The organism is Shewanella sp. AS1, assembly GCF_021412565.1.
Classification (GTDB): Bacteria; Pseudomonadota; Gammaproteobacteria; order Enterobacterales; family Shewanellaceae; genus Shewanella.
Map to the genome: position 1 here is coordinate 95,884 of NZ_JAKCLJ010000006.1, position 21,284 is coordinate 117,167.

Annotated in this window: 17 protein-coding genes and 4 tRNA genes; 13 read left to right on the top strand and 8 right to left on the bottom strand. The window is 47.8% G+C overall.

What is annotated here, in order from left to right:
- Positions 1–552: 552 nt before the first annotated feature.
- The 13 genes from LZP69_RS10115 to LZP69_RS10175 all read left to right on the top strand — a co-directional run bounded on the left by LZP69_RS10115 (position 553) and on the right by LZP69_RS10175 (position 10,732).
- A complete protein-coding gene (locus tag LZP69_RS10115; RefSeq protein ID WP_234200354.1) occupies positions 553–2,697 on the top strand; it encodes a prolyl oligopeptidase family serine peptidase in 2,145 nt (714 codons plus the stop codon).
- Between the two features lie 201 nt (positions 2,698–2,898).
- Positions 2,899–3,297, top strand: coding sequence for a tol-pal system-associated acyl-CoA thioesterase (gene ybgC, locus LZP69_RS10120; RefSeq protein ID WP_234200355.1), 399 nt, complete (start codon positions 2,899–2,901; stop codon positions 3,295–3,297).
- A complete protein-coding gene (gene tolQ / locus LZP69_RS10125; RefSeq protein WP_234200356.1) occupies positions 3,287–3,976 on the top strand; it encodes a protein TolQ in 690 nt (229 codons plus the stop codon). Before ybgC ends, tolQ begins: the two co-directional genes overlap by 11 nt.
- Positions 3,976–4,410, top strand: coding sequence for a protein TolR (tolR, locus tag LZP69_RS10130; RefSeq protein WP_234200357.1), 435 nt, complete (start codon positions 3,976–3,978; stop codon positions 4,408–4,410). Before tolQ ends, tolR begins: the two co-directional genes overlap by 1 nt.
- A 3-nt stretch (positions 4,411–4,413) precedes the next feature.
- The gene (tolA, locus tag LZP69_RS10135; RefSeq protein ID WP_234200358.1) at positions 4,414–5,346 is read left to right on the top strand and encodes a cell envelope integrity protein TolA; all 933 of its coding nucleotides are present in this window, start codon (positions 4,414–4,416) and stop codon (positions 5,344–5,346) included.
- A gap of 13 nt (positions 5,347–5,359) precedes the next feature.
- Positions 5,360–6,685: a Tol-Pal system beta propeller repeat protein TolB gene (tolB, locus tag LZP69_RS10140; RefSeq protein WP_234200361.1), complete on the top strand. Its 1,326-nt coding sequence runs from the start codon at positions 5,360–5,362 to the stop codon at positions 6,683–6,685.
- A gap of 60 nt (positions 6,686–6,745) precedes the next feature.
- Positions 6,746–7,288 (top strand): peptidoglycan-associated lipoprotein Pal, encoded by a 543-nt coding sequence (gene pal / locus LZP69_RS10145; protein ID WP_234200362.1) that lies wholly within the window; start codon positions 6,746–6,748, stop codon positions 7,286–7,288.
- A gap of 19 nt (positions 7,289–7,307) precedes the next feature.
- On the top strand, positions 7,308–8,033 hold the full coding sequence (gene ybgF, locus LZP69_RS10150) for a tol-pal system protein YbgF (protein ID WP_234200363.1): 726 nt from the start codon (positions 7,308–7,310) through the stop codon (positions 8,031–8,033).
- A 242-nt stretch (positions 8,034–8,275) separates the two neighbouring features.
- Positions 8,276–8,351, top strand: a tRNA-Lys gene (locus LZP69_RS10155).
- Positions 8,352–8,475: 124 nt separating this feature from the next.
- Positions 8,476–8,551: transfer RNA gene (locus tag LZP69_RS10160), tRNA-Lys, on the top strand.
- 246 nt (positions 8,552–8,797) lie between these two features.
- Positions 8,798–8,873: transfer RNA gene (locus LZP69_RS10165), tRNA-Lys, on the top strand.
- Positions 8,874–8,909: 36 nt separating this feature from the next.
- Positions 8,910–8,985: transfer RNA gene (locus tag LZP69_RS10170), tRNA-Lys, on the top strand.
- 592 nt (positions 8,986–9,577) lie between these two features.
- The gene (locus LZP69_RS10175) at positions 9,578–10,732 is read left to right on the top strand and encodes a DcaP family trimeric outer membrane transporter (RefSeq protein ID WP_234200365.1); all 1,155 of its coding nucleotides are present in this window, start codon (positions 9,578–9,580) and stop codon (positions 10,730–10,732) included.
- A 74-nt stretch (positions 10,733–10,806) separates the two neighbouring features.
- Here LZP69_RS10175 and LZP69_RS10180 read toward each other — a convergent pair whose 3' ends face one another.
- The 8 genes from LZP69_RS10180 to LZP69_RS10215 all read right to left on the bottom strand — a co-directional run bounded on the left by LZP69_RS10180 (position 10,807) and on the right by LZP69_RS10215 (position 21,279).
- On the bottom strand, positions 10,807–11,064 hold the full coding sequence (locus LZP69_RS10180; RefSeq protein WP_234200367.1) for a GrxA family glutaredoxin: 258 nt from the start codon (positions 11,062–11,064) through the stop codon (positions 10,807–10,809).
- A gap of 65 nt (positions 11,065–11,129) precedes the next feature.
- The gene (locus LZP69_RS10185) at positions 11,130–12,869 is read right to left on the bottom strand and encodes a DEAD/DEAH box helicase family protein (RefSeq protein ID WP_234200369.1); all 1,740 of its coding nucleotides are present in this window, start codon (positions 12,867–12,869) and stop codon (positions 11,130–11,132) included.
- Positions 12,870–12,983: 114 nt separating this feature from the next.
- Positions 12,984–14,315, bottom strand: coding sequence for an OmpP1/FadL family transporter (locus tag LZP69_RS10190; protein ID WP_234200371.1), 1,332 nt, complete (start codon positions 14,313–14,315; stop codon positions 12,984–12,986).
- 355 nt (positions 14,316–14,670) lie between these two features.
- Positions 14,671–16,122, bottom strand: a complete 1,452-nt coding sequence (gene putP / locus LZP69_RS10195; protein ID WP_234200372.1) for a sodium/proline symporter PutP — start codon at positions 16,120–16,122, stop codon at positions 14,671–14,673.
- Between the two features lie 166 nt (positions 16,123–16,288).
- Positions 16,289–16,993 carry a DUF3379 domain-containing protein gene (locus LZP69_RS10200; RefSeq protein WP_234200374.1) on the bottom strand — a complete coding sequence of 235 codons (705 nt, stop codon included), beginning with the start codon at positions 16,991–16,993 and terminating at the stop codon, positions 16,289–16,291.
- The gene (locus tag LZP69_RS10205) at positions 16,986–17,543 is read right to left on the bottom strand and encodes a sigma-70 family RNA polymerase sigma factor (RefSeq protein ID WP_234200375.1); all 558 of its coding nucleotides are present in this window, start codon (positions 17,541–17,543) and stop codon (positions 16,986–16,988) included. The genes LZP69_RS10200 and LZP69_RS10205 overlap by 8 nt, the downstream gene beginning before the upstream one ends.
- A 167-nt stretch (positions 17,544–17,710) precedes the next feature.
- Positions 17,711–19,381 carry a BatD family protein gene (locus tag LZP69_RS10210; protein WP_234200377.1) on the bottom strand — a complete coding sequence of 557 codons (1,671 nt, stop codon included), beginning with the start codon at positions 19,379–19,381 and terminating at the stop codon, positions 17,711–17,713.
- A complete protein-coding gene (locus LZP69_RS10215) occupies positions 19,375–21,279 on the bottom strand; it encodes a VWA domain-containing protein (protein WP_234200378.1) in 1,905 nt (634 codons plus the stop codon). The genes LZP69_RS10210 and LZP69_RS10215 overlap by 7 nt, the downstream gene beginning before the upstream one ends.
- Between the last annotated feature and the right edge of the window lie 5 nt (positions 21,280–21,284).

Genomic DNA, 21,284 nt, shown 5'->3' on the forward strand with positions numbered 1-21,284 from the left:
TTTGTTGGTGACATTTATTTAAGGTAAAAAAAAGAGCCCACTTAAGTGATTAAGTGGGCCGCAAAATAAGTAATTGCAATCAACAAATTGAAGGAAGAAATTAAGCATAAGAACCAGGGATGAATTCACGTGCCAGGCACATGATTTCGCGTGTTCCTGTTTTCAAATCATAGTCGGTAAAATTACATAGTCGGCAAAGTTACATCGACTAGACACTTCCTGAAAACGAGGCTCATTATAGTGGGCTCTCTTTTTAACACAAACTAGAAAAAATACTATTTTGGATTAGTAAAACTAATGATTTAATGGGCACGGTTTATCGTCAAATTCAGTTATTTTATAAGTTTACGATGAGTTAAGCACTTTTTGTGCATAAACTGACGTTTTATTAATTTATCTATGTTGTTTTTTTATTAACAAACGGGTTTTATTTAAATGTTATTGAATATTTCTAGCCCATTGCGCGGTTTTTTTTTACTTGTATAGTAGAGCGTTATGAGCGGTAGCTCACAGAAAGGTTAGGAATAATAACTTGATACTAGGATAGGTTAGATGCTTCTAAAAACGTTAATCAATAAGCCATTCTTGTTAGCCAGTTTTTCACTGGCACTGGTGGGGTGTCAGCACAATCTGACATCACCCGATACCACACAGACTTCGACGCCACAGGGCGTAACAGAAACCATTCACGGCGTTGAAGTTTCTGATCCTTATCGTTATTTAGAGCAGGATAATGAAGTCACTCAGGCCTGGGTTAAACAACAGCAACAGGCTGGGCAGGATTATCTCGCCCAAATCGAAAATAAACAGGCGATTGTCGAGCGCATTACTCAGCTATGGAATTATGAAAAAATTTCAGCGCCCATGGAGTACGGTAGTAATACTTTTTATTATCGAAACGATGGCCTGCAGGCGCAATCTGTACTCTATGTCAAAACCAAAGATGGCAAAGAGAAAGTGGTACTGGATCCCAACCAGCTCTCAACCGATGGCACAGTGGCATTAAGCGGTGTTTCTATCAGCAACGATGGTAAGACTATCGCCTATGGTGTGTCTAAGTCGGGTTCTGATTGGCAGCAGTGGCAGTTTGTCGATGTCGCCAGTGGTAACAAACTGCTTGATGAACTGAAATGGATTAAATTTTCTAGTGCGCAGTGGACCAAAGACAACCAAGGTGTTTTCTATTCCCGCTACGATGCTCCCGAGGGGGGTAACCTGCTAGCCGATGTGAACTTCAATCAGAAAGTCTATTTCCATAAGCTAGGCACGTCTCAATCTGAAGACCAACTGATTTATGAGCGCCCACAGAATAAAGATTGGGGTTTCTATTCAACGGTGAGCGATAAAGGGGATTATCTACTGATCTCCGTCTCGCTGGGAACCGACAGCCGTAATCGCTTTTTCTATAAGTCGCTGACCGATAAGAATGCACAGGTCGTTGAGCTGATTGCCGATCTGGAAGCCGAATATAGCTTCCTAGGCAACGACAAGTCAGTGTTCTACTTCAAGACAGATCTCGATGCACCTAATGGCAAGGTGATCGCCATTAACGTCAATCAGCCGGATAAAGCGAACTGGAAAACCATTATTCCTGAATCGAGCGATCCTATTGCGGGTATCTCTATCATCAATGATCACTTAGTGGTGAGTTATTTACACGATGTGTTAGGTCAGTTGTCTATCTTCAGCATGAACGGGGTTAAACGTCAGGATGTCACCTTGCCGGGTAAAGGCAAGGTAGCCGGTCCTTACGGTAAGCGTTCAAAAGATTACTTCTATTACACCTTCAACAGTTATGTACAGGCAGAAACCACCTACAAGTTTGATTTCAAGAGCAATAAATCGACACTGTACGCTAAACCTAAGGTGTCATTTAACCCGGACGACTATGTCTCTGAGCAGGTGTTTTACCAGAGCAAGGATGGGACTCGCGTGCCTATGATGATCTCCTATAAAAAAGGGGTGAAGCTAGACGGTAACAATCCAACTTTGCTATACGCCTACGGCGGTTTCTCCATCTCACTGACGCCACGTTTTAGTCCGGCCAATATCGCCTGGATGGACATGGGCGGTATCTATGCCGTGCCAAACCTTCGTGGTGGCGCCGAGTATGGTGAAAGCTGGCATCAGGCAGGTACTTTCGATAAGAAACAAAATGTGTTTGATGATTATTATGCCGCCGCGCAGTACCTGATCGATAACAACTACACCAATAGCAGCAAACTGGGGGCCTATGGCCGAAGTAATGGTGGCTTGTTGATGGGGGCCGCGTTAACCCAGCGCCCGGATCTGTTTGCCGCAGTGTTACCGGCAGTTGGCGTGCTGGACATGTTGCGCTTCCACAAATTCACCATTGGTTGGGCCTGGACCAGTGAATATGGCAGTGCCGATAATGCCGAGCAGTTCCCTGCGCTATTGGCCTACTCGCCTTACCACAATATTCAGGAGCGCGAATACCCGGCCACTATGGTGATGACGGCGGATCATGATGATCGCGTTGTGCCTCTGCACAGCTTCAAATTTGCCGCCCTGTTACAGGACAGGCAAACTGGTGATGAGCCAATCATCATGCGTATCGAGTCTAAGGCAGGTCACGGTGCGGGCAAGCCAACAGCGATGAAGATAGATGAGTTTGCCGATATCTATAGCTTCCTGTGGCACAGTTTCGGACTGACTGTACCGGCTAAGATAAACTAGACCCGCCCTAAAACAGGTCGACTTTATCAAAAAGTGCCGATCAAATAGTCACTCAAAGGCCAGATGCGTTTTGCTCTGGCCTTTTTCATTAAGAAACATTTATCAAAATCCCAAGGCTTGTGGCCGCTACAGCCATTCACAATTGCTTACGCTCTAGGTATAGTAGGCCTTTGTTTTAGCTTATCTAGGTATTTTGTATCTATGTTTCGTTGGCCCATAACTGTCTATTACGAAGATACCGATGCCGGCGGTGTGGTGTATCACTCTAACTATCTCAATTTCTTTGAACGGGCACGTACCGAGTGGCTCAAGAATATGGGAGTGAAACAGACTCAGTTGTTAGCTGATGATATCGCCTTTGTGGTCAAAAATGCGGAGGTGGATTTTAAGGTCGCCGCACGTTTTGAGCAGGACCTTTATGTTGAATCTGAGGTCACAGAGATCAAGAAAGCCTCACTGGTATTTAGCCAGCGATTAGTTGATGATGTGGGTTTGGTCTATTGCCAGGCTCAGATCCTCGTTGCATGTGTTGCCTTGTCACGCATGAGACCGAGGGCGATTCCCCAAAATATTGTTCAGGAGTTTAACGTTGGAAGCTGATATTTCTTTTATTGGATTGTTCTTACAGGCGAGTTTACTGGTTAAATTCGTCATGCTGACGCTGTTGGCATTATCAGTGGTTTCATGGGCCGTGATCCTTCAGCGTAAAAAGCTGTTAGCAACGGCGAGAGAACGCTCGCTCAAGTTTGAAGATAAATTCTGGTCAGGGGTCGATCTGAACAAACTCTATAAAGAGTTATCGGCCAGACAAGAGGGGAACACCGGGCTTGAAAACCTGTTTTACAGCGGATTTAAAGAGTATGCCCGATTAAGTAATTTAAGTGGCAAGGTGCCTAGCGCCGTGATGGATGGTACCTATCGCGCTATGCGCGTTTCACTATCCCGTGAAATGGAGAAGCTCGAAACCAATCTGCCGCTGCTGGCTACTATTGGCTCAACCAGTCCTTATATCGGCCTGTTTGGTACAGTTTGGGGGATCATGAACTCCTTTATCGCCCTAGGTGCGGTAGAAAATGCGACCCTTGCCATGGTAGCGCCCGGTATTGCCGAGGCACTTATCGCTACCGCCATGGGTCTGTTTGCGGCGATTCCTGCCGTTATCGCTTATAACCGCTTCTCTACCCAAGTCGATAAAATCGAGATGACCTACGCCAACTTTATGGAGGAGTTCTCCAGTATCTTGCATCGTCAGGCCTATAGCGATAAGGAAGCGGTGTAATGCAGCAAGGTTATCAACGTAAGCGTCGGCGGCCCGTTGCTGAGATCAACGTTGTGCCTTACATAGACGTGATGTTGGTGCTCTTGATCATCTTCATGGTGACAGCGCCAATTGTGACCCAAGGGGTGAAGGTGGATCTGCCACAGGGTGAGGCCGAGGCGTTACCGGCTGACAGCAAGCCGCCCGTGGTGGCGTCCATCGATGCCGATGGTGATTATTACCTAGATGTGGGCGGCAGCGGCTCTAAAGAGACCTTAGATCTGGAAGAGGTGGCAGTTCGCGTGGGCGCCATTATTCAGCTCGAACCTGAGCGCCCGGTCGTGGTCAAGGCCGACAGACACATTCCCTATGAGAAAGTGATCCAGCTTATGGTGAGTTTGCAAGGGGCTGGTGTGCCATCGGTTGGTTTGATGACAGATTCACCGGAGGAGTAACGGGTGGCTGAAAAATCAGATTTTAGGGTACCGCTTGTTATCTCAGCTGCCATTCACATTGGCGTGATAGTGATTGTTGCCATGGGTGTAGATTTCGATGAAAAGCCCAAAGTTGTGCCTCAGGCGAGCGCCCCAGCGGTTCAGGCTGTGGTAGTCAATCAGCAGAAAGTTGCCGAGCATGTCGAGAAGCTTAAAGCCGAAAAGCGTGAGGCGGAGCGTAAAGAGAAAGCCCGTCAGGATGAGCTGGACAGACAGGCACAGGAAGCCAAGCTAGCCCGTGAACGGGAGCAGGCGCGCATTAAGAAACTTGAACAAGAGCGTAAGCAAAAAGAGATAGAGACGCAAAATGCGGCCAATGCGGCGAAAGCCGCCAAGCTAAAAGAGCAGCAAGAGAAAGAGAAAGCCGCACAGGCTGAGGCGCAGCGTAAGAAGAAAGAAGCCGAGCGTAAGGCAGCAGAAGAAGCGGCTGCTAAGGCTGAAGCTAAACGTAAACAGGAAGAGGCCGCGGCTAAGAAGGCTGCCGAAGAACGTAAGCGCAAAGAGGAAGCCGAGCGTAAACGTAAGGCAGAAGAGGCCGCCCGTGCCGAACAGGAGCGCATGATGCAAGAGGCGCTAGCTGCCGAGCAGGCTGCCTTGTCTCAGGTGCGCAATAAGCAGGTTGTCAGCGAAGTGCAGCGTTATACCTCTATGATCCGGGCGACCATCCAACGCAACTTAGTGGTTGATGAGTCGATGCGTGGCAAGAGCTGCCGTGTGTTTATCCGTCTGGCCCGAGATGGTTTCGTGACAGGCAGTGAGACTCTCTCTGGCGATTCAGTGGTGTGCCGTGCAACGAAGGCCGCAATCAATAAAGCGGGGCGCCTGCCTGTGTCACAGGAAGCCGATGTTTACGAGAAGCTAAAAGAGATTAACTTAACGGTTCAACCGCAATTTTAATTAAAGGAGTTCCATGAAAGCACTGGGAAAATGGCTCGTTTTAGGGCTGATGTTTTGTACTCTACCAGCAAAGGCGGTGTTGGATATTGTGATCACTGAGGGGGTTGATGCCGCTCGTCCGATCGCCGTTGTGCCTTTCGTGTGGCAAGGGGCGACACCTATGCCGCAGCAGATCTCCGATGTGGTGATGTCTGATTTAGCCCGCAGCGGCACTTTTAAGCCTATCGATGAGCTCTCTCTGCCACAGCGTAATATCAGCGCTGTGGCGAATTTTAATCTGCGGGATTGGTCTGGTGTGGCCGCCGAAGCTGTCTTGATGGGGTCAGTCAAACCCTATGGCCCAGATCAGTATCTGGTGAACTTTGAGCTGGTGGATCTGGTGAAGGCGCAGATGCAATCGGGTGGCCCTTCATCGGCATCTGATTATGTCATCGACAGCCGTGAAGCTGTGATCAGTGCAGCCCAGTTCAGACAGTATGGTCACAGAATAAGTGACATCGTCTATGAAAAGCTCACTGGGATCCGCGGCGCCTTCTTGACCCGTATCGCCTATGTGGTGGTCGATCGCCAAGATAAATCGCCCTATAAGTTGATGATCGCTGATTACGATGGTTACAACGAGCAGATGTTACTGCGCTCGCCTGAGCCCTTGATGTCGCCATCTTGGTCGCCCGATGGTCGTAAATTGGCTTATGTCAGCTTTGAGAATAAAAGAGCAGAGATTTTTGTTCAGGATATCTACACTCAATCAAGGAGTAAGATCACTGGTTTCCCTGGCATTAATGGTGCGCCAACATTCTCACCCGACGGTAAAAAACTAGCGGTCACTTTATCTAAGGATGGTCAACCCGATATCTATGTGGTCGATATTGCCACTAAGGCGCTCAAACGGATCACTAATCATTATGCCATCGATACAGAGGCGAGCTGGGCGCCCGATGGGCAATCTCTGGTATTCACTTCTGAGCGGGGTGGACGTCCGCAAATTTATCAAGTGACCCTTGCCTCTGGCAAAGTGACAAGGTTAACCTTTGAAGGCGAATGGAATTTAGGTGGTTCTATATCACCTGATGGACGCAGTATGGTGTTTATTAATCGCACCAATGGCAAGTTTAACATTGCCAGAATGGATTTAGAGACACGTTTTATGCAAGTGCTTAGTAGCACACGATTAGATGAGTCCCCCAGTATTGCGCCTAACGGTACCATGGTGATCTATGGTACTACTTATCAAGGAAAACAGGTCCTCGCGGCTGTTTCTATGGATGGTCGATTTAAGGCAAGATTGCCTGTTGGCCAAGGAGAAGTTAAGTCTCCTGCTTGGTCACCGTTTTTATAACCGTATCACTGTTATAAATAATAATGCGTTTTCACATCAAAGAAGATTAAGGATTTAAACATGGATTTGAATAAGCTATTTAAAGCTATGCTAGTTGCACTTCCCATTATGGCGATGACAGCCTGTAGTACCACATCAGAGTCAGAAACGGATGCAACAGGCACGGTTGGCGGCACTGAAAGTGGTCAAGTAGAGTCGGGTAGTGGTGTGGAAACCGGTGGTGTGGCACCTGTGTTGACTCCAGAAGAGCAGCAACGCCAGAAGTACCAGGAATTGCGTCAAGAGAACACCATCTATTTCGACTATGATCGCAGCTCTATCTCAGCTGACTTTTCTGAAGTGCTCAATGCTCATGGTCAATATTTACTGGATAACCCGAATGTACGTGTGATGGTAGAAGGCCATACCGATGAGCGTGGTACTCCAGAGTACAATATCGCATTGGGTGAGCGTCGTGCTAAAGCCGTCGCTAAGTATCTGCAGAGCATGGGCGTAGCAGCTGGCCAGATAAGCATTGTCAGCTATGGTGAAGAGAAACCTCAGGATTTTTCTCGCACTGATGAAGGTTTCGCTAAAAATCGTCGTGCCGTTTTAGTTTACTAAAAAGCAGATAGGGTTTTATATGAAAACTGCCGTTATCGCCACGGCAATGTTACTGAGTGCAGGAGCTGCCTTTGCAGCTCCTGCGCCAGTTGAAGATATTGCAGGTGGTTCCTCTGATGATCGCATTATCCGCCTAGAGCGCATGCTTAAGGCCAAGCAGGCTGCAGATTTTGAGATGCAGCAGCGTTTGGATACCTTGCAGCAAGAAGTCTTGGATCTGCGTGGCTTGACTGAACAACAAAATTATCAAATTAATCAGATGTTGCAGCGTCAGCGACAACTTTATGATGATATTGCGAAATTGAGCAGCGCTAAAGCATCAAACACTACGCCAGTTTCCACAGCAAGTGATTCGAGCTCGTCGGTTTCTCTCGGTGAAACGGCAAGTTATGAGCGCGCAGTGAACTTGGTACTCAAAGAACGAAAGTATGATGAGGCTATCCCAGCGTTCAGGGCCTTCATCAAACAGTATCCCCAATCCACTTATGCAGCGAATGCCAACTACTGGTTAGGTCAATTGCTGTATAACAAAGGTGAGTTTGCTGAAGCCTCTAAGGCCTTTAATGCGGTTGTCGATCAGTTCAAAGACTCCAACAAACGTGCCGATAGTCTAGTCAAACTTGGCATGATTGCTGAGCGACGCTCAGATGCTGCAGCAGCCAAACGCCTTTATCAGCAAGTACTAAACGAATATTCAGGTAGTGCCGCCGCTCGGATTGCCAAGCAACAATTGGCCGCACTTTAACCTCTATTTAACTAAAAAATATGCGCTTAGTCTGTTTTTCATGCAAACAACAGAAAATGGGAAATTTACACTTGCATGAGAAGATGAAAAAGGTATTATAGGCGCCCTCAAAGCGATGTAGTTGTTTTGAGGGCTAAATCGAAAGGATTTAGTGTAGATGGGCCGTTAGCTCAGTTGCTATTTAAGACTAGGCAGTTGGCTTTTAACCAGTGATAAGGTTAATTCACATCGAAATATCAGATGGGTCGTTAGCTCAGTCGGTAGAGCAGTTGGCTTTTAACCAATTGGTCGAAGGTTCGAATCCTTCACGACCCACCACTTTTCTTGCAAGTGGATAAACAAGGTAAGGCAGATGGGTCGTTAGCTCAGTCACTATTTTTATAGAGAAAGGGCAGTTGGCTTTTAACCATTGATAAGGTTAATTTGCATCGAATCAAAATGTGGGTCGTTAGCTCAGTCGGTAGAGCAGTTGGCTTTTAACCAATTGGTCGAAGGTTCGAATCCTTCACGACCCACCACTATTTTAAGTAATTAAAATAGAATGGAGTTAAAGTTAGCTTAGTCGCTGCTTGTGAAGAAAAGAGGCAGTTGGCTTTACTTTTAACGCCACATTGGTCGAAGGTTCGAATCCTTCACGACCCACCACTTTTCTGAGGTGGTTAAATTCAGAAACACCAGATGGGTCGTTAGCTCAGTCGCTATTTAGGACGAGGCAGTTGGCTTTTAACCAGTGATAAGGTTTATTTACATCGAAATATTAGTATGGGTCGTTAGCTCAGTCGGTAGAGCAGTTGGCTTTTAACCAATTGGTCGAAGGTTCGAATCCTTCACGACCCACCACTTTTCTTACAAGTGGATAAACAAGGTAAGGCAGATGGGTCGTTAGCTCAGTCGGTAGAGCAGTTGGCTTTTAACCAATTGGTCGAAGGTTCGAATCCTTCACGACCCACCACTCTTTTAGTTTCCTCTCTCTTTTTCTCAAAAAACTCTCCTTGTCTCGATACTCGCTTTCTCTCTTTTTCTTAAAATTTCTCGTTATTCGCTTTGCGATAATTGAGCAGTTGGCTTTACTCTTAACGTCACATTGGTCGAAGATTTGAATCCTTCACGACCCACCACTCTTTTGTTTTTCTCTCTTTTTCTTAAAATTTCTCGTTATTCGCTTTGCGATAATTGAGCAGTTGGCTTTACTCTTAACGTCACATTGGTCGAAGGTTCGAATCCTTCACGACCCACCACTTTTTTGTTTTTCTCTCTTTTTCTTAAAAACTCTCTCTATCACTGTATTTGCGTGTGATAACTGAGAAGTTGGCTTTACTCTTAACATCACATTGGCCGATGTTCGAATCCGTTACGCCGGCCGCCTTTCTAAATTGATCTTATGCTCCTCATTCTTATACTTTCGACTTTACAGTCATGGGTTTGCCTAGTACTTATATTCACAATTTGCTTATAGACCTTTGTCTTATAGACGTTTTGCTAATATTTTTATTGCTTTATCTCCTACATATTCATATTGATAAAAATGATAAGGGAGAAGACAGATGAACAAGTCGAAAATATCAATTATCGCCGCTGCAACATTAATCGCTTTGGGGGCGACGAATGCGGCAGCAGAAACTGAGTTTAAATTTGGGGGTTATGTAAAAGCGGACGTGATGTTCAGCGATTACAGTAACGGCGCACCAGATTCGGGCAATTTATCGCGTCAGTTTTATGTGCCAGGCACCATTTATGGTACGTCCGGTAATGGTGAGCAAGTTGTTGATTTTCAAGCGCGTGAATCGCGCTTTAATTTTAAGACAAGTACAGACTTAGACGGTCACAAGTTAAGTGGGTTTATTGAGCTGGATTTTATGACCCATGCCGATGGCAATGAGCGAGTGTCAAACAGTTATTCACCGCGTATTCGCCATGCATTTGTCACCTATGATAACTGGACAGTGGGTCAGACTTGGACGACGTTTCAAAATCCGGGGGCATTACCTGAAAACTTAGATTTTGTCGGGGCTGCCGAAGGGACGCCTTTTGTGCGACAAGCACAGGTACGTTACACCAATGGCGGCTTCCAGTTTGCTTTGGAAAATCCAGAAACCACAGTCACGCCTAATGGAGGTGGACCTAATGGTAACGATCGCATCGTCAGTGGTAGCGGCATGATACCCGATATGGTTGCCCGCTATAACTTTAATACCGAAGGTGGCATGAAATTCACTGTTGCGGGGCTTGCCCGTCAGCTGAATGTTGAGAATGCTAACCTGGATGCACAAACCATGGGCTATGGTGTGAGCGTAACCGGTGTGGTGCCTGTCGGTGATGACGATATCAAGTTTGCAGCTACTGCAGGTGATGGTATGGGGCGTTATATGGCCCTTAACTATGCCAACGCAGGTGTGATCGATGCTAATGGTGACATTGAAACTATCATGTCTTACGGTGGTTATGTGTCATATCGTCACTGGTGGAATGATAAGTGGCGCAGCAGCGTGACGGCTTCAGCCTTTATGGCAGATAATGATGAGGCACTTACAGGTGGCAGGGTAAACGAGGAGTCTTATTCAGGCTACATCAACCTGCTGTATTCACCTGTGAAGCCACTGACTGTGGGTGTTGAATTTATGTACGCCGAAAACACCAAGCAAAATGGCGATAATGGCGAACTGAGTCGACTCATGTTCTCGGTTAAATATGTGCTTTAATCGCCAAGCGTAAGATCAAAAAAGGAGGCTTTGCCTCCTTTTTTATTTACAGCTTTATGTTTACAGCCGTTTAGTTAGAGCAGCTGGTTTTCGCGCACATACTGTTCAAAATCGGTACAGCCACCGACATGAACCTGGTCGACAAAAATTTGCGGTACGGTTTCTACCGGCTTACCGACCGTTTTCTCAAGATCGGCCTTGCTGATCCCTTCGGCATGAATATCGACATATTTGAATTTAAAATCATCACGAGCCTCAACAAGTTGCTCTGATAACTGGACAGCTCTAACACAGTAAGGGCAGCCTGGACGGCCAAAAATTACAACAAACATATATGCTCCTGAATCATTTAACCTGGTCTTTATATCATGGGAGTATTGATTTGTATATTTATGATTCAGGTAAACTTATTCTCACTTTGGAATCGCCCTTTATAGTCGAAATAGCGCTCCATCAGCTCCCAGCCTTTCTTGGTTTTTTTTAGCAGCAGTAGATCCGGCACTCTGAACTTTTCTCTGGCGGCAATGACCTGGTCAACGCTGGATAAGTTGGGCTGTTTGCAGCCTGGGGTCTTGGTGTGGGAGTGGACAAACACCCCATAAAAAGCCTTTATCTGCGCGGCGGTATTAAAGCGGAAATAACAGCTAAAATCATTACCTTGGATATCGAGGTAACGCACGCGCAGCCTGTCTTTGTCATGTTCAAACAGCATATCCTGACAGCGGAACAGATGATGATGTTTCTGCGACAACACCTCTTTTAAGCGTTTATCCGGGTCTATGATCACCTGATGGCAATGGCTACAGACTTTGGCGGCGATGTCATTCTCTTTGCCGCAGTGAGGGCAGGGCTTGCTGCGAAAGCGAAAGTCGCATTGCTGTTTACCTTGCCTTGTCTCTACGATGGCTTGGCAGCGGCGGCCGAAATGCTCGATTAAATCGCCATCATCATCGACCTTTCCCCAGAAAATATTGGCGAACTGGCATACAGGGCAATGAACCTGGACCGGCACGCTAGTGCTGTCGGGTTTGGTTTGGCCTACTTCGGGAAAGAAGAGATCGAAACCATTAGCGGCATAGTCGATCACCAGGCAATCTGTCTTCCCCTCACAAATACGCAGCCCACGCCCCACCATCTGCTGAAACAGACTGACAGAGGCTGTAGGCCTTAAAATGGCAATTAAGTCCACATGGGGCGCGTCAAAGCCTGTGGTGAGCACGGCAACATTGACCAGAAACTTAAGCTCTTGTTGTTTAAAAGACTCGATTATCTGGTCGCGCTCTAAAGCGGGTGTCGTGGCCGTGATCAAACCTGCAGGGTGCTGGCCAAGCAGCGCCATGATCTCGCTTGCATGTCTGACGGTCGCGGCAAAAATAATGCAGCCCTGTCTGGATTGAGCGAGCTCTATGAGCTGCTTGATGATGGCTGTGGTGGCGCGACCAGCCAGATTGAGCAGGGCATCGACCTGGCTCTCTGAGTAACTGCCACTGGCCGAAGGGGTCAACTCACTGAAATCATACTGCGCCGATAAGCCGTCAAACAATTTCGGTGGCGTCAGATAGCCACGTTTTATTAGCGGGCGCAGGGGCAGTTCAAAAATACATTGCTCGAAGGCGGGCGCCTGCTGATTGCCGACTTTGCCATGGTAGTGATAGCGGTAGATCCAGCCTGTGTCTAAGCGATAGGGGGTCGCGGTCAGTCCTAGGAGTTTGACCTCTGGGTTTTGCGTCTTTAAATAGCCGAGCAGTTGTTGGTACTGACTCTCTTTCTCGCTGCTGACTCTGTGGCATTCATCAATGATCACCAGCGAGTAGGGCTCGCTAAACTGAGCGGGATTTTTTATCGCAGATTGGATGCTGGCAACAACGGTTTTATTGGCGGTCGATTTCTGTTTTAAGCCGGCAGAATAGATACTGGCCTTCTCGGTTAACAGGCCCACTTTTTCGGCATTTTGCGCCACCAGTTCTTTAACATGGGTGAGGATTAAGATGCGGCCTTTGGCGATCCGCGCCAGTTCGGCTATCACTATGCTTTTACCCGCACCTGTGGGTAAGACCAAAACGGCCGAGTCCTGAGTCTGTTTAAAATGGCTGATCGCAGCATCAACCGCCTGTCTTTGGTAATCTCTAAGCTGCACGTAGACTTAAATAAAGATAAGGAAAGCGACAGGATAACAGTGAGCTAGAAGATGAGCCAGTAACAGGCAGAAAAAAGCCGCATCGAATGCGGCTTTTTTAAGGTTTAGCTCAGCTTAGAACTCGTAGCTGTATTGCACTGAATAGTACATACCGCTAGATTCAGTGGTGGCGTTTACTGGGCCTACCATTGGGATCTGGCTGTTTTCAACTAGCTCAACTTCTTCACCTTTAATGAAGGCGATACCTAAGTCAAGCGTGTTTTTTGGGTTGATACGGTAGCTCATACCCGCAGTGAACCAGTTACGGTCAGAGTCTGGGAAAGAGATTGAACTGATCTCGTCAACAACGCCCTGATCATGCAGGTAACCAGCACGTAGACTGAACTGGTCGTTTACAGCGTAAGTGCCACCTAGGCTAAATAACCATGAATCTTTCCATTGGTATTCTTTTAGAGCAGCGCTGTCAGTTGAAGGTAGTACTGTACCAGCGGCCGCGCCAGAGGCGATGATTGAAGTACCGTCTTTGGCAGTGATTTGATCGAAATCACTCCAAGTGCTGTATTGTGCAGTGTAATGTACAGCAAACTTAGGTGTCAGCTGATGGAAACCGGCGAACTGGAAAATATCCGCTAATGGCACATCAAGGCTATCAAAACTGGTTGCAACTTGTGTTTGTGCACCCAGTCCCACAGCAGATAAATCTTGGGTAGTAATGGTGTTGATGTCACCTTTAACATTCACAGTTGGACTGAAGCGGTAGCTCAAACCGAAACGGTTATCTTGGTTTAGTTCTAGGGTAGCACCGATTATGCCGCCGAATGCCCAACCATCGGCTTCTACATCAACAATTGGTGCATTGCCAGCGGACACTGCAATGCGGCTAAGGTTGCCTTCACCATAGATGGCGTCAATACCGGCACCGATACTCAGCATATCGTTGATACGGTATGACAGGCTGGTGTTGAAGTTAACGGTAGTTACTTCGGTTTCGCCTAATAAATCATAGGGAGCGATCGCTTTTCTTGTTGACAGGGTGCTAGCATCTGTACCTGTGCCGAAGTTAGAGAAGGCGGCAAAACCAACGGCAAATTTTTCGTTGATTGGGTGAATATAATACAGGTTCGGGATAACTTTAGCAGTGCCCGCATCGTCGATACTGCCTAAATCAGCAGGAATGGCACCACCTAGGACGAAGTTAACGTCTTTCACTTCGACTGTGATATCCGCATAGGTTAAACCCGCAGACAAGGCAGCTTTGTCGAATAAAGCCATAGCGGCTGGGTTGCGCGAAAGTACCGAAGCGTTGTCAGCAATGACCGCATCACCGGCGAATGCACGACCAACGCCAGTAGCTGATTGACTGTTAAGCTGGAAGCCAGATGCCACCACTTGTGAACTTGCAAGTGTTACAGCAACGGCTAATAACGTCTTGTTAAAAATTTTCATATTTACGTCTCATTATTATCTGTCTCGTTGCTATTTACGCTTTGGCATATGTCAGCGAGAGCTATTTTTAATTCTGCTGCATAGTAGGGATATAGGGATAGCGCAACAACTCCGACCAGTTTAATTTTATGTTGCTTGAATGTAAAAAAAATGGGTGTTGAATACTTGTCTTTTTTAAGCTTGTTTTAATCTTGTCGAATGGCCTTTACCACCGCCTATTTCAAGTGGTTAGGCCGTTTTTTAAAAGGTTGTGGTTTTGTGAAAATAAAAAGAAATGAGTAAAATTTTTAACGTATAAAAAAAGCGTACACATGTACGCTTTTTGTGATTTCCATCAAATTGCAATTTAAGTAAATTAGAGTTTTACTGTGAAGTTTTGGTATTGCTCTGTGATCTGAGCACTCGGCTTGAAGAGTAGGCTGACCAAGATGCCAGCCAAGGTCGCCAGGATAAATCCAGGTAAGATCTCATAGAGATCGAACAGACCGCCACTGGCTTGTTTCCATAACACGACAGTAACAGCACCCACGAGGATAGTTGCAATCGCTCCATTGCGGCTGTACTGCTGCCAAAACAGTGAGAATAGAACCACGGGGCCAAATGCAGCACCGAAACCGGCCCAGGCATAGCTGACTAAAGCGAGTACGCTGCTCTCGGGATTGAGGGCGATAATGCCCGAAATAATGGCAATGGCTAACACGCCAAGGCGTCCAACCAGCATCAACTCCTTGCTGCTGGCCGAGGGTCTTAGCCACTTCTTGTAGAAATCTTCTGTGATGACACTAGAGCAGACCAACAACTGTGAGTCTATGGTGCTCATGATGGCAGAAAGAATTGCGGCAACGAGCAGACCGCCAATCCAGGGATTAAAGGCGGCGTGGGCCAGATGAATAAATACGGTCTCCGGGTTCTCCAGTGGCTCTGTTGCAAAATAGAGACTGCCTGCAATGCCTGTTGCCAGCGCACCGAGCAGTGCCAATATCATCCAGGTCATGGCAATGCGTCTTGAGATAGTCAGATCGCTCACTTTGCCAATGGCCATAAAGCGCGACAGGATGTGCGGTTGACCGAAATAGCCTAATCCCCAAGCGAGCAGGGATACCAGGCCAATCGCAGTGGTGTTGTCACTGAGCAAGCTTAACATAGCGGGATCCAGCTCAGACAATCCCGTTTGGGTTTCTGTTTGGCTGAAAATCACCACGGGCACAAACAGCAGGGCGATTAACATCAGACAGCCTTGGAAAAAGTCGGTCCAGCTGACGGCAAAGAAACCGCCGATAAAGGTATAAGCAACTATGATAACCGAACCAGCCAGCAGAGCGATTTCGTAGTCCAAACCGAACACTTTTTCGAATAAAATGGCGCCGCCCACCATGCCAGATGAGGTATAAAAGGTGAAAAATAATAAGATGGTAGCAGCGGAAACTAGCTTAAGTATGCCCTGTTTATCGTTGAAGCGTTTTTCAAAAAAGTCAGGTAAGGTCAAGGCATTATCCGCAAGCTGGGTGTAAACACGTAGACGTTTGGCGACAAACAGCCAGTTAAGCCAGGCGCCGAAAACCAGGCCTATGCCAATCCAGGCTTCACCTAAGCCTCCTAAATAGACGGCGCCGGGTAAACCCAGTAACAACCAGCCGGACATGTCGGATGCCCCGACACTGAGCGCCGTAACAGCCGGTCCCATGGCGCGGCCACCCAGAATATAATCATCGACACTATCAGTGGCTTTGTATGCCCAGAAACCTATCCCCATCATCAGGATAAGATAACCAAAAAAGGTAATTAAAATAGGTAATTGAATAGTCATAGCTTGATCGCTTTCGTTATAGTTATCTGATGTTGCAGCGGCTATGGTAGCAAAACTTTGACCTGGCTCACAGTAATAAAGCGGGTGTGAGTTTGTTCATTCTGGCGCGGGGCGGCTTGATAGGGTGGACGGTTAAAGCTGTGACCGTCCGTATTAAGCGTATTGATTAAATAAAAAATTGTTTTAATTCATCTTTAATCTTTTCAAGATCGTCATTGTGCTGGCTCACCAATAGCATATAGGTGCTGTTGAGTTCAAAGCCCACGCCTTGATAGCGGTTATCGGCAAAGGCATGTTTAAGTGTCATACGACTCTCTGGCGGGATAATAAAAACAGTGACTTTGCCTTGTGCCCCTTGCATTACTAAATGAAGGCTCCTCACCCCGTGAAAATCACAATAGGTACTGTAGAGGATCCGTCCAGGTTGACCGCTAAAGTGGCCATTGCCGACACCATCGAGAGAGGCTAACTGGCTATTGATGGTATTGAAATCGATATCCTGCTCACTCTTGAGCGCCTTGACTTCGTGATACACATGGGCGAGGGCATGCTGACCTAAATCCACAGGTGCTAAGCGTAGCCAGGCGTATCCCAAGCTGACCACTAAGGTTATCGATGCCACTAGGGCTAAGGCGATGCTGGTTTTTTTGCGTCTGCGCTGATGGCTGTGCAGTTGTTGATTAAGCAGCAATTTAGCTTCCAGCCCTTCGGGTAGTTCCACCTTGAGTGCACTGGCAAGTTTTTGATCTAAGTGTTTCAACTCTGCCACTAGCTCGCGCCGGGATGGAGATTCTTGAATTGCCGCTAAAAACTCAGGTGAGCGGCTATTGGGGTTTTCATAGGCCTCACGGCGAAAGGTAAGATCATCCATTGCTTTTCCCCTTAGCGTGTGCGCCTTCCAGTGACTCTTTCAATTGGTTTCTGGCCCTGAACAGCCTAGTCATCACAGTATTACGATTGAGTTGCAGAATATCGGCGATCTCCTCGCCACTGAAACCGCCGATTATCTGTAGCAGCAGGGGTTCTCTGTATTCGCTTTCAAGTAAGCTTATCTGGCGGCGCAGCCACTGTTTTTCCATATTGTCTTCACTCGAGAGCGAATAGGTATCCTCAAGCTGCGACTGATCCACATCCGAATAATCGAACTGTTTGCGCTCAAAACGTCTTGCATTCTCGCGGCGTAAGATGGTGATAAGCCAGGCTTTTGCGGCTTTGTCATCTTTTAATGATTCCATGGAGCGCCAGGCTCTTAGAAAGGTTTCTTGGGTGATATCTTCGGCAACCTGCTTATCGTTACACAACCAAAAGGCGTAACGGTACAGATCGGCTTGAAGTGCCCTGACAAGGCTATCGTATCGTCGTTGTTTACTTAGCATGTCTTTATTGACCGCGCTTTCGCCGGTTTTATTACGCCTTATCATGCAGATTGTTCATTTTTGTGGTGGTCACAATAAAGATAGCAAACATGGCTAAGTTTACTTTCTCATCGAAAGCCACTATCGAACCTCTTTTGGTAAGTTAGCCGCCAAAGGCATTGGATGGTTTTGGCGGCTTATCTTCAAGGGGCTTAATGGCGATTTAAGCGGATCTAAAGGGGATTTAAAGGTGAGAGCGCACTAGAGCTTGTGCTTGCCTGGCGATTCTCACTCTGCTCAACAGAGCGTAACAGGGCATCTGTGTCCAAGGGGGGGACGCCATTAAGATCGCCAGACTGTCGGCCATAGCGACTGCTCTGCAGGGTGTTAATGGCATCGCGCAGCGCCGGGCTCAGCTTGGCAATATCCTCTAATGTCATGGGGCGGCGCAGCTGCTCAGTGAAATGCTGCTGCAGGGCGAAGAGAATAGCGCCACTATCGCCCTCGGTGCAGGCGGACTTTAACTGACTCAAGGTATTTGACCTTACCGCTTTTTCAGATGGCAGTTCATTTGAGCTTTTTTCATTTGGCGTGCGCTTGCGCTCTCTATACCAAAGCGCAAGTGTCAGCAGCCATAACAGGACAAACAGCGCCGTCAAATAGGGCCAGAATCCAGCGTTGATGGCATCATGGGCGTTATCACTCTTGGCCGTTAATATCGGCGTGGGGGTATTGGCGGCGCCTGTTACTGTGATGGTGCGTTTGGGCAGCGTGGCGAACTCCTGCTTCTGGGTCTGACTATTCCACCAGGGAAGGCGGATCTCGGGAAGAGTGTAAGTCCCCGGCATAGTCGGTACTATGGCCGTGGTCTGAGTTAACTGGGCCACGACCCGTTTCTCTCTGACAAAGGTCTGTTTTTGCGGTTTTTCCGGGTAACTTTTAAAACTCTCAGGAAGCGGCAGTTTGATCTCAGGCAAGCTGGTTTCATCTGCGTTAGATGCCAACAGGCTGATGTTGCGCGTAATAGGGGTTCCCACTTCGACACTGTTGTTGCTATCGCTCCACTCCTCTTTGAGCACCACAAGATCGCTCACCAACCAGTTGCCATGATAGCTTTCGGGGACAGGTAAAACGGTTATCTCACTCGGCGCGGATTTCGCCTGCATGGGACGACTTTGATTGAAGCTGAACCTGCCGTCACGCATCGAGTTGTCCATTAACACATCCCCAGAAAAACTGGCGCCAGAGAGGCTGAGTTTGCCTGGTTTATCGGCGATCACACTGTAGGTACGTTCAATCACCCGATAGCGGCGACCATCAAGAATCTCTGTGGTATCGAGATCATCCCCCAACTGCTTAAGCTGGGCGCCTTCAACATTCGGCGCGCTTAATACGCCGCGCTGCAATTCGACCGCGAGGTAGAGTTTGACCTTATAGGTGATTAGCTGGCCAACATACGCCTCTTCAGTGGATAAAGTCGTTCGGATAAAGAGGTTTTTGCGCTGCTCAGGCTGGCTGCCCGCTTTGACCACTTGCAATGCAATGGGGTTGGAGCTGACTTTCTCTATGGTAAAGGCTGGAATAGTAACAATGCCCGAATGTTTTGGCGCGATCAGCACCTGCCAGCGGGTCTCTTTGCTGGCATCAAAATTTAAGATCTGGGTGCTGCGGCTGACGCTGGTTCGCCCCACGGTAAAGTCTTTAAGTAGTGCTCTGGTATCTAAACTGCCGTTACTGACATCATCGTCGGCAGTGATAGTGAGCACCAGGTATTCGCCCTCAACCGCAGGGTTTCTATCGACTGAGGTTTCAAGTTTTGCCAGAGCAAAAGCCGGACTGGATAAGCCTAGCGACAAAAGGGTAAAGGCTAAGAGGGCGCTAGTTAAAAGGGATCGTTTTACCACAGTTCACTTTCCTTGGAGGTGACGCCTTGAGCGCGGCGTTTTTGATATTCAAGTTGCATCTTGTTGCGAAGCAGCACCTGAGGATCGTCGATAACGGCGCCCAGGGCGCGCTGCATCTCGGGTGGCAACTCATCATCGCTCAGGCCTGTGCTAAGCGCCAGAGCCTCAGATGTTTGAGACTTAGATGTTTGTGCTTGAGAAGCCTCTTCATTGCTCGCGTGAGCCTCATCTTTGCTCGCATTAGCCCCTTGGCTGGACTGCGTTACTTCCTGGGACTCTGCAGACTTTTCAGATTCAGATGCATTATCTGCTAAGTTCGATGCTTCCTTATTGGGGGCGGCGCTCATCTGCGCTTCATTATCCGAGCTGGCTTGGGCACTTTGCGCATCAGCACTGCTTTGCTCATCTTGTTGCTGGCTTTGTCCACTATCCTGCTGATTTTGGCCTTGCTCTTCAGCGTCATCTTGGCTCGATTTCGAATTATCCTGCCCAGACTGCGATTTATCTTGCTCTGATTGAGAGTCACCCTGACTATTTTGCTCTTGTTGCTGGCCTTGCTCTTGTTTGAGCTTTTCTGCCTGCTTTAGATTGGCTTTGGCCTCGTTTAAGTCTGGATTTTTGGTTAAGGCGGCCTGATAGCGCTCGATGGCCTCATCGAATTTTTGCATCTGCATCAGGCTGTTGCCCTGATTGTATAATCCAGTGGCTGACTCGTCCTGCTCATAAAGTTTAAGGGCTTGCTGATAATCGCCATTACGATAGTGAGCACTTGCCTGCCAGTTTGGCTCCTTAAACAACTTAGCTGCGTTGGCAAAATCGCCTTGTTGATAGGCCTGCATGGCTCTTTGGTTATCGGTTTGCCAAGGGTGTTGCCAGCTATTGGCATAGACAGGATTTTGCATAGGGAACAAGAGGATACAGGCGATGGCGATAAATGCCTGACGAAAACCGAGTAGGGCGGGCAAGAGCAGCAAAAGGGCGAGATAGGGGCCAAGATCCAGCCAGACTTCGCCTTGTTTATCTGAGGCTTTGGTCGATTGACTCTGCGCCAGCCAATGATTGAGCTCATTCAGGTCGCTGCCATCGGCGCGGTAGGGATAAACCTGTCCGCCATTAGCAACCGTGAGGGCGTTAAGTGCCTCATAGTCGGTTTTAGGGATCACGATTTGATCGCTTCTATCGCGCAGCAATTGTCCGTTAGGCAAGCGGATAGGCGCCCCCTGTTGACTGCCAAGAGCAATGATGGATAAGCGGTACTGGCTATTAGATAACACCTTCTTGGCTCGATTGACTTGCTCTGTCGCAACGCCGTCCGTCAGTAAAATAATGTCCCCTTGAATGTGGCCGCCTTGGATCAGGAGATTTTTAGCCTGAGTCAGCGCCGCCGGAAGGTTAGACCCCATAATCGGCATGATATCGGGGGAGAGGGTTGGCAGCAGGTTGAGCAATGTGGCTCTGTCGCGTGTCAGTGGGCTGATAGTGAAGGCTTCACCTGCATAGGCGACTAGCCCAGTTTCTCCCTCATCGAGGCTTTTTATCAGATCGGTTGCCTTGAACTTGGCTTGAGTCAAACGGTTAGGCGCCAGATCCGTGGCGTACATAGACAGGGACATGTCCATCAAAATCACGCGCCCCTGATCAGTTTCAAATACAGGTAGCTCACGTTTGGTTAAGGCCGGCCCAGATAAGGCTAACACGGCAATCAGCCAGCACAGTGCGATTATATTGGTATTGGATTTTCTGGCAGCGGCCGAACTGGATATCAACACCTTAGCCAGATGGGGCGCAATATAGCGGCTCCAGCTAGATTGCTGCTGTTTATGGTTTAGCAGCAAGTACAACACCGCCAGCAGTGGCAGCAGTGCAAGTAACCACTCAGGACGCAAAAAATGGATCATAGTGC

What these genes read in the sequence shown, in the direction of transcription:
- tolR (WP_234200357.1), top strand. Translation starts at nt 3,976, where the DNA reads ATGCAGCAAGGTTATCAACGTAAGCGTCGGCGGCCCGTTGCTGAGATC.
- LZP69_RS10175 (WP_234200365.1), top strand. Translation starts at nt 9,578, where the DNA reads ATGAACAAGTCGAAAATATCAATTATCGCCGCTGCAACATTAATCGCT.
- ybgF (WP_234200363.1), top strand. Translation starts at nt 7,308, where the DNA reads ATGAAAACTGCCGTTATCGCCACGGCAATGTTACTGAGTGCAGGAGCT.
- ybgC (WP_234200355.1), top strand. Translation starts at nt 2,899, where the DNA reads ATGTTTCGTTGGCCCATAACTGTCTATTACGAAGATACCGATGCCGGC.
- pal (WP_234200362.1), top strand. Translation starts at nt 6,746, where the DNA reads ATGGATTTGAATAAGCTATTTAAAGCTATGCTAGTTGCACTTCCCATT.
- putP (WP_234200372.1), bottom strand. Translation starts at nt 16,122, where the DNA reads ATGACTATTCAATTACCTATTTTAATTACCTTTTTTGGTTATCTTATC.
- LZP69_RS10215 (WP_234200378.1), bottom strand. Translation starts at nt 21,279, where the DNA reads ATGATCCATTTTTTGCGTCCTGAGTGGTTACTTGCACTGCTGCCACTG.
- LZP69_RS10205 (WP_234200375.1), bottom strand. Translation starts at nt 17,543, where the DNA reads ATGATAAGGCGTAATAAAACCGGCGAAAGCGCGGTCAATAAAGACATG.
- LZP69_RS10190 (WP_234200371.1), bottom strand. Translation starts at nt 14,315, where the DNA reads ATGAAAATTTTTAACAAGACGTTATTAGCCGTTGCTGTAACACTTGCA.
- LZP69_RS10200 (WP_234200374.1), bottom strand. Translation starts at nt 16,993, where the DNA reads ATGGATGATCTTACCTTTCGCCGTGAGGCCTATGAAAACCCCAATAGC.
- tolB (WP_234200361.1), top strand. Translation starts at nt 5,360, where the DNA reads ATGAAAGCACTGGGAAAATGGCTCGTTTTAGGGCTGATGTTTTGTACT.
- LZP69_RS10115 (WP_234200354.1), top strand. Translation starts at nt 553, where the DNA reads ATGCTTCTAAAAACGTTAATCAATAAGCCATTCTTGTTAGCCAGTTTT.
- LZP69_RS10180 (WP_234200367.1), bottom strand. Translation starts at nt 11,064, where the DNA reads ATGTTTGTTGTAATTTTTGGCCGTCCAGGCTGCCCTTACTGTGTTAGA.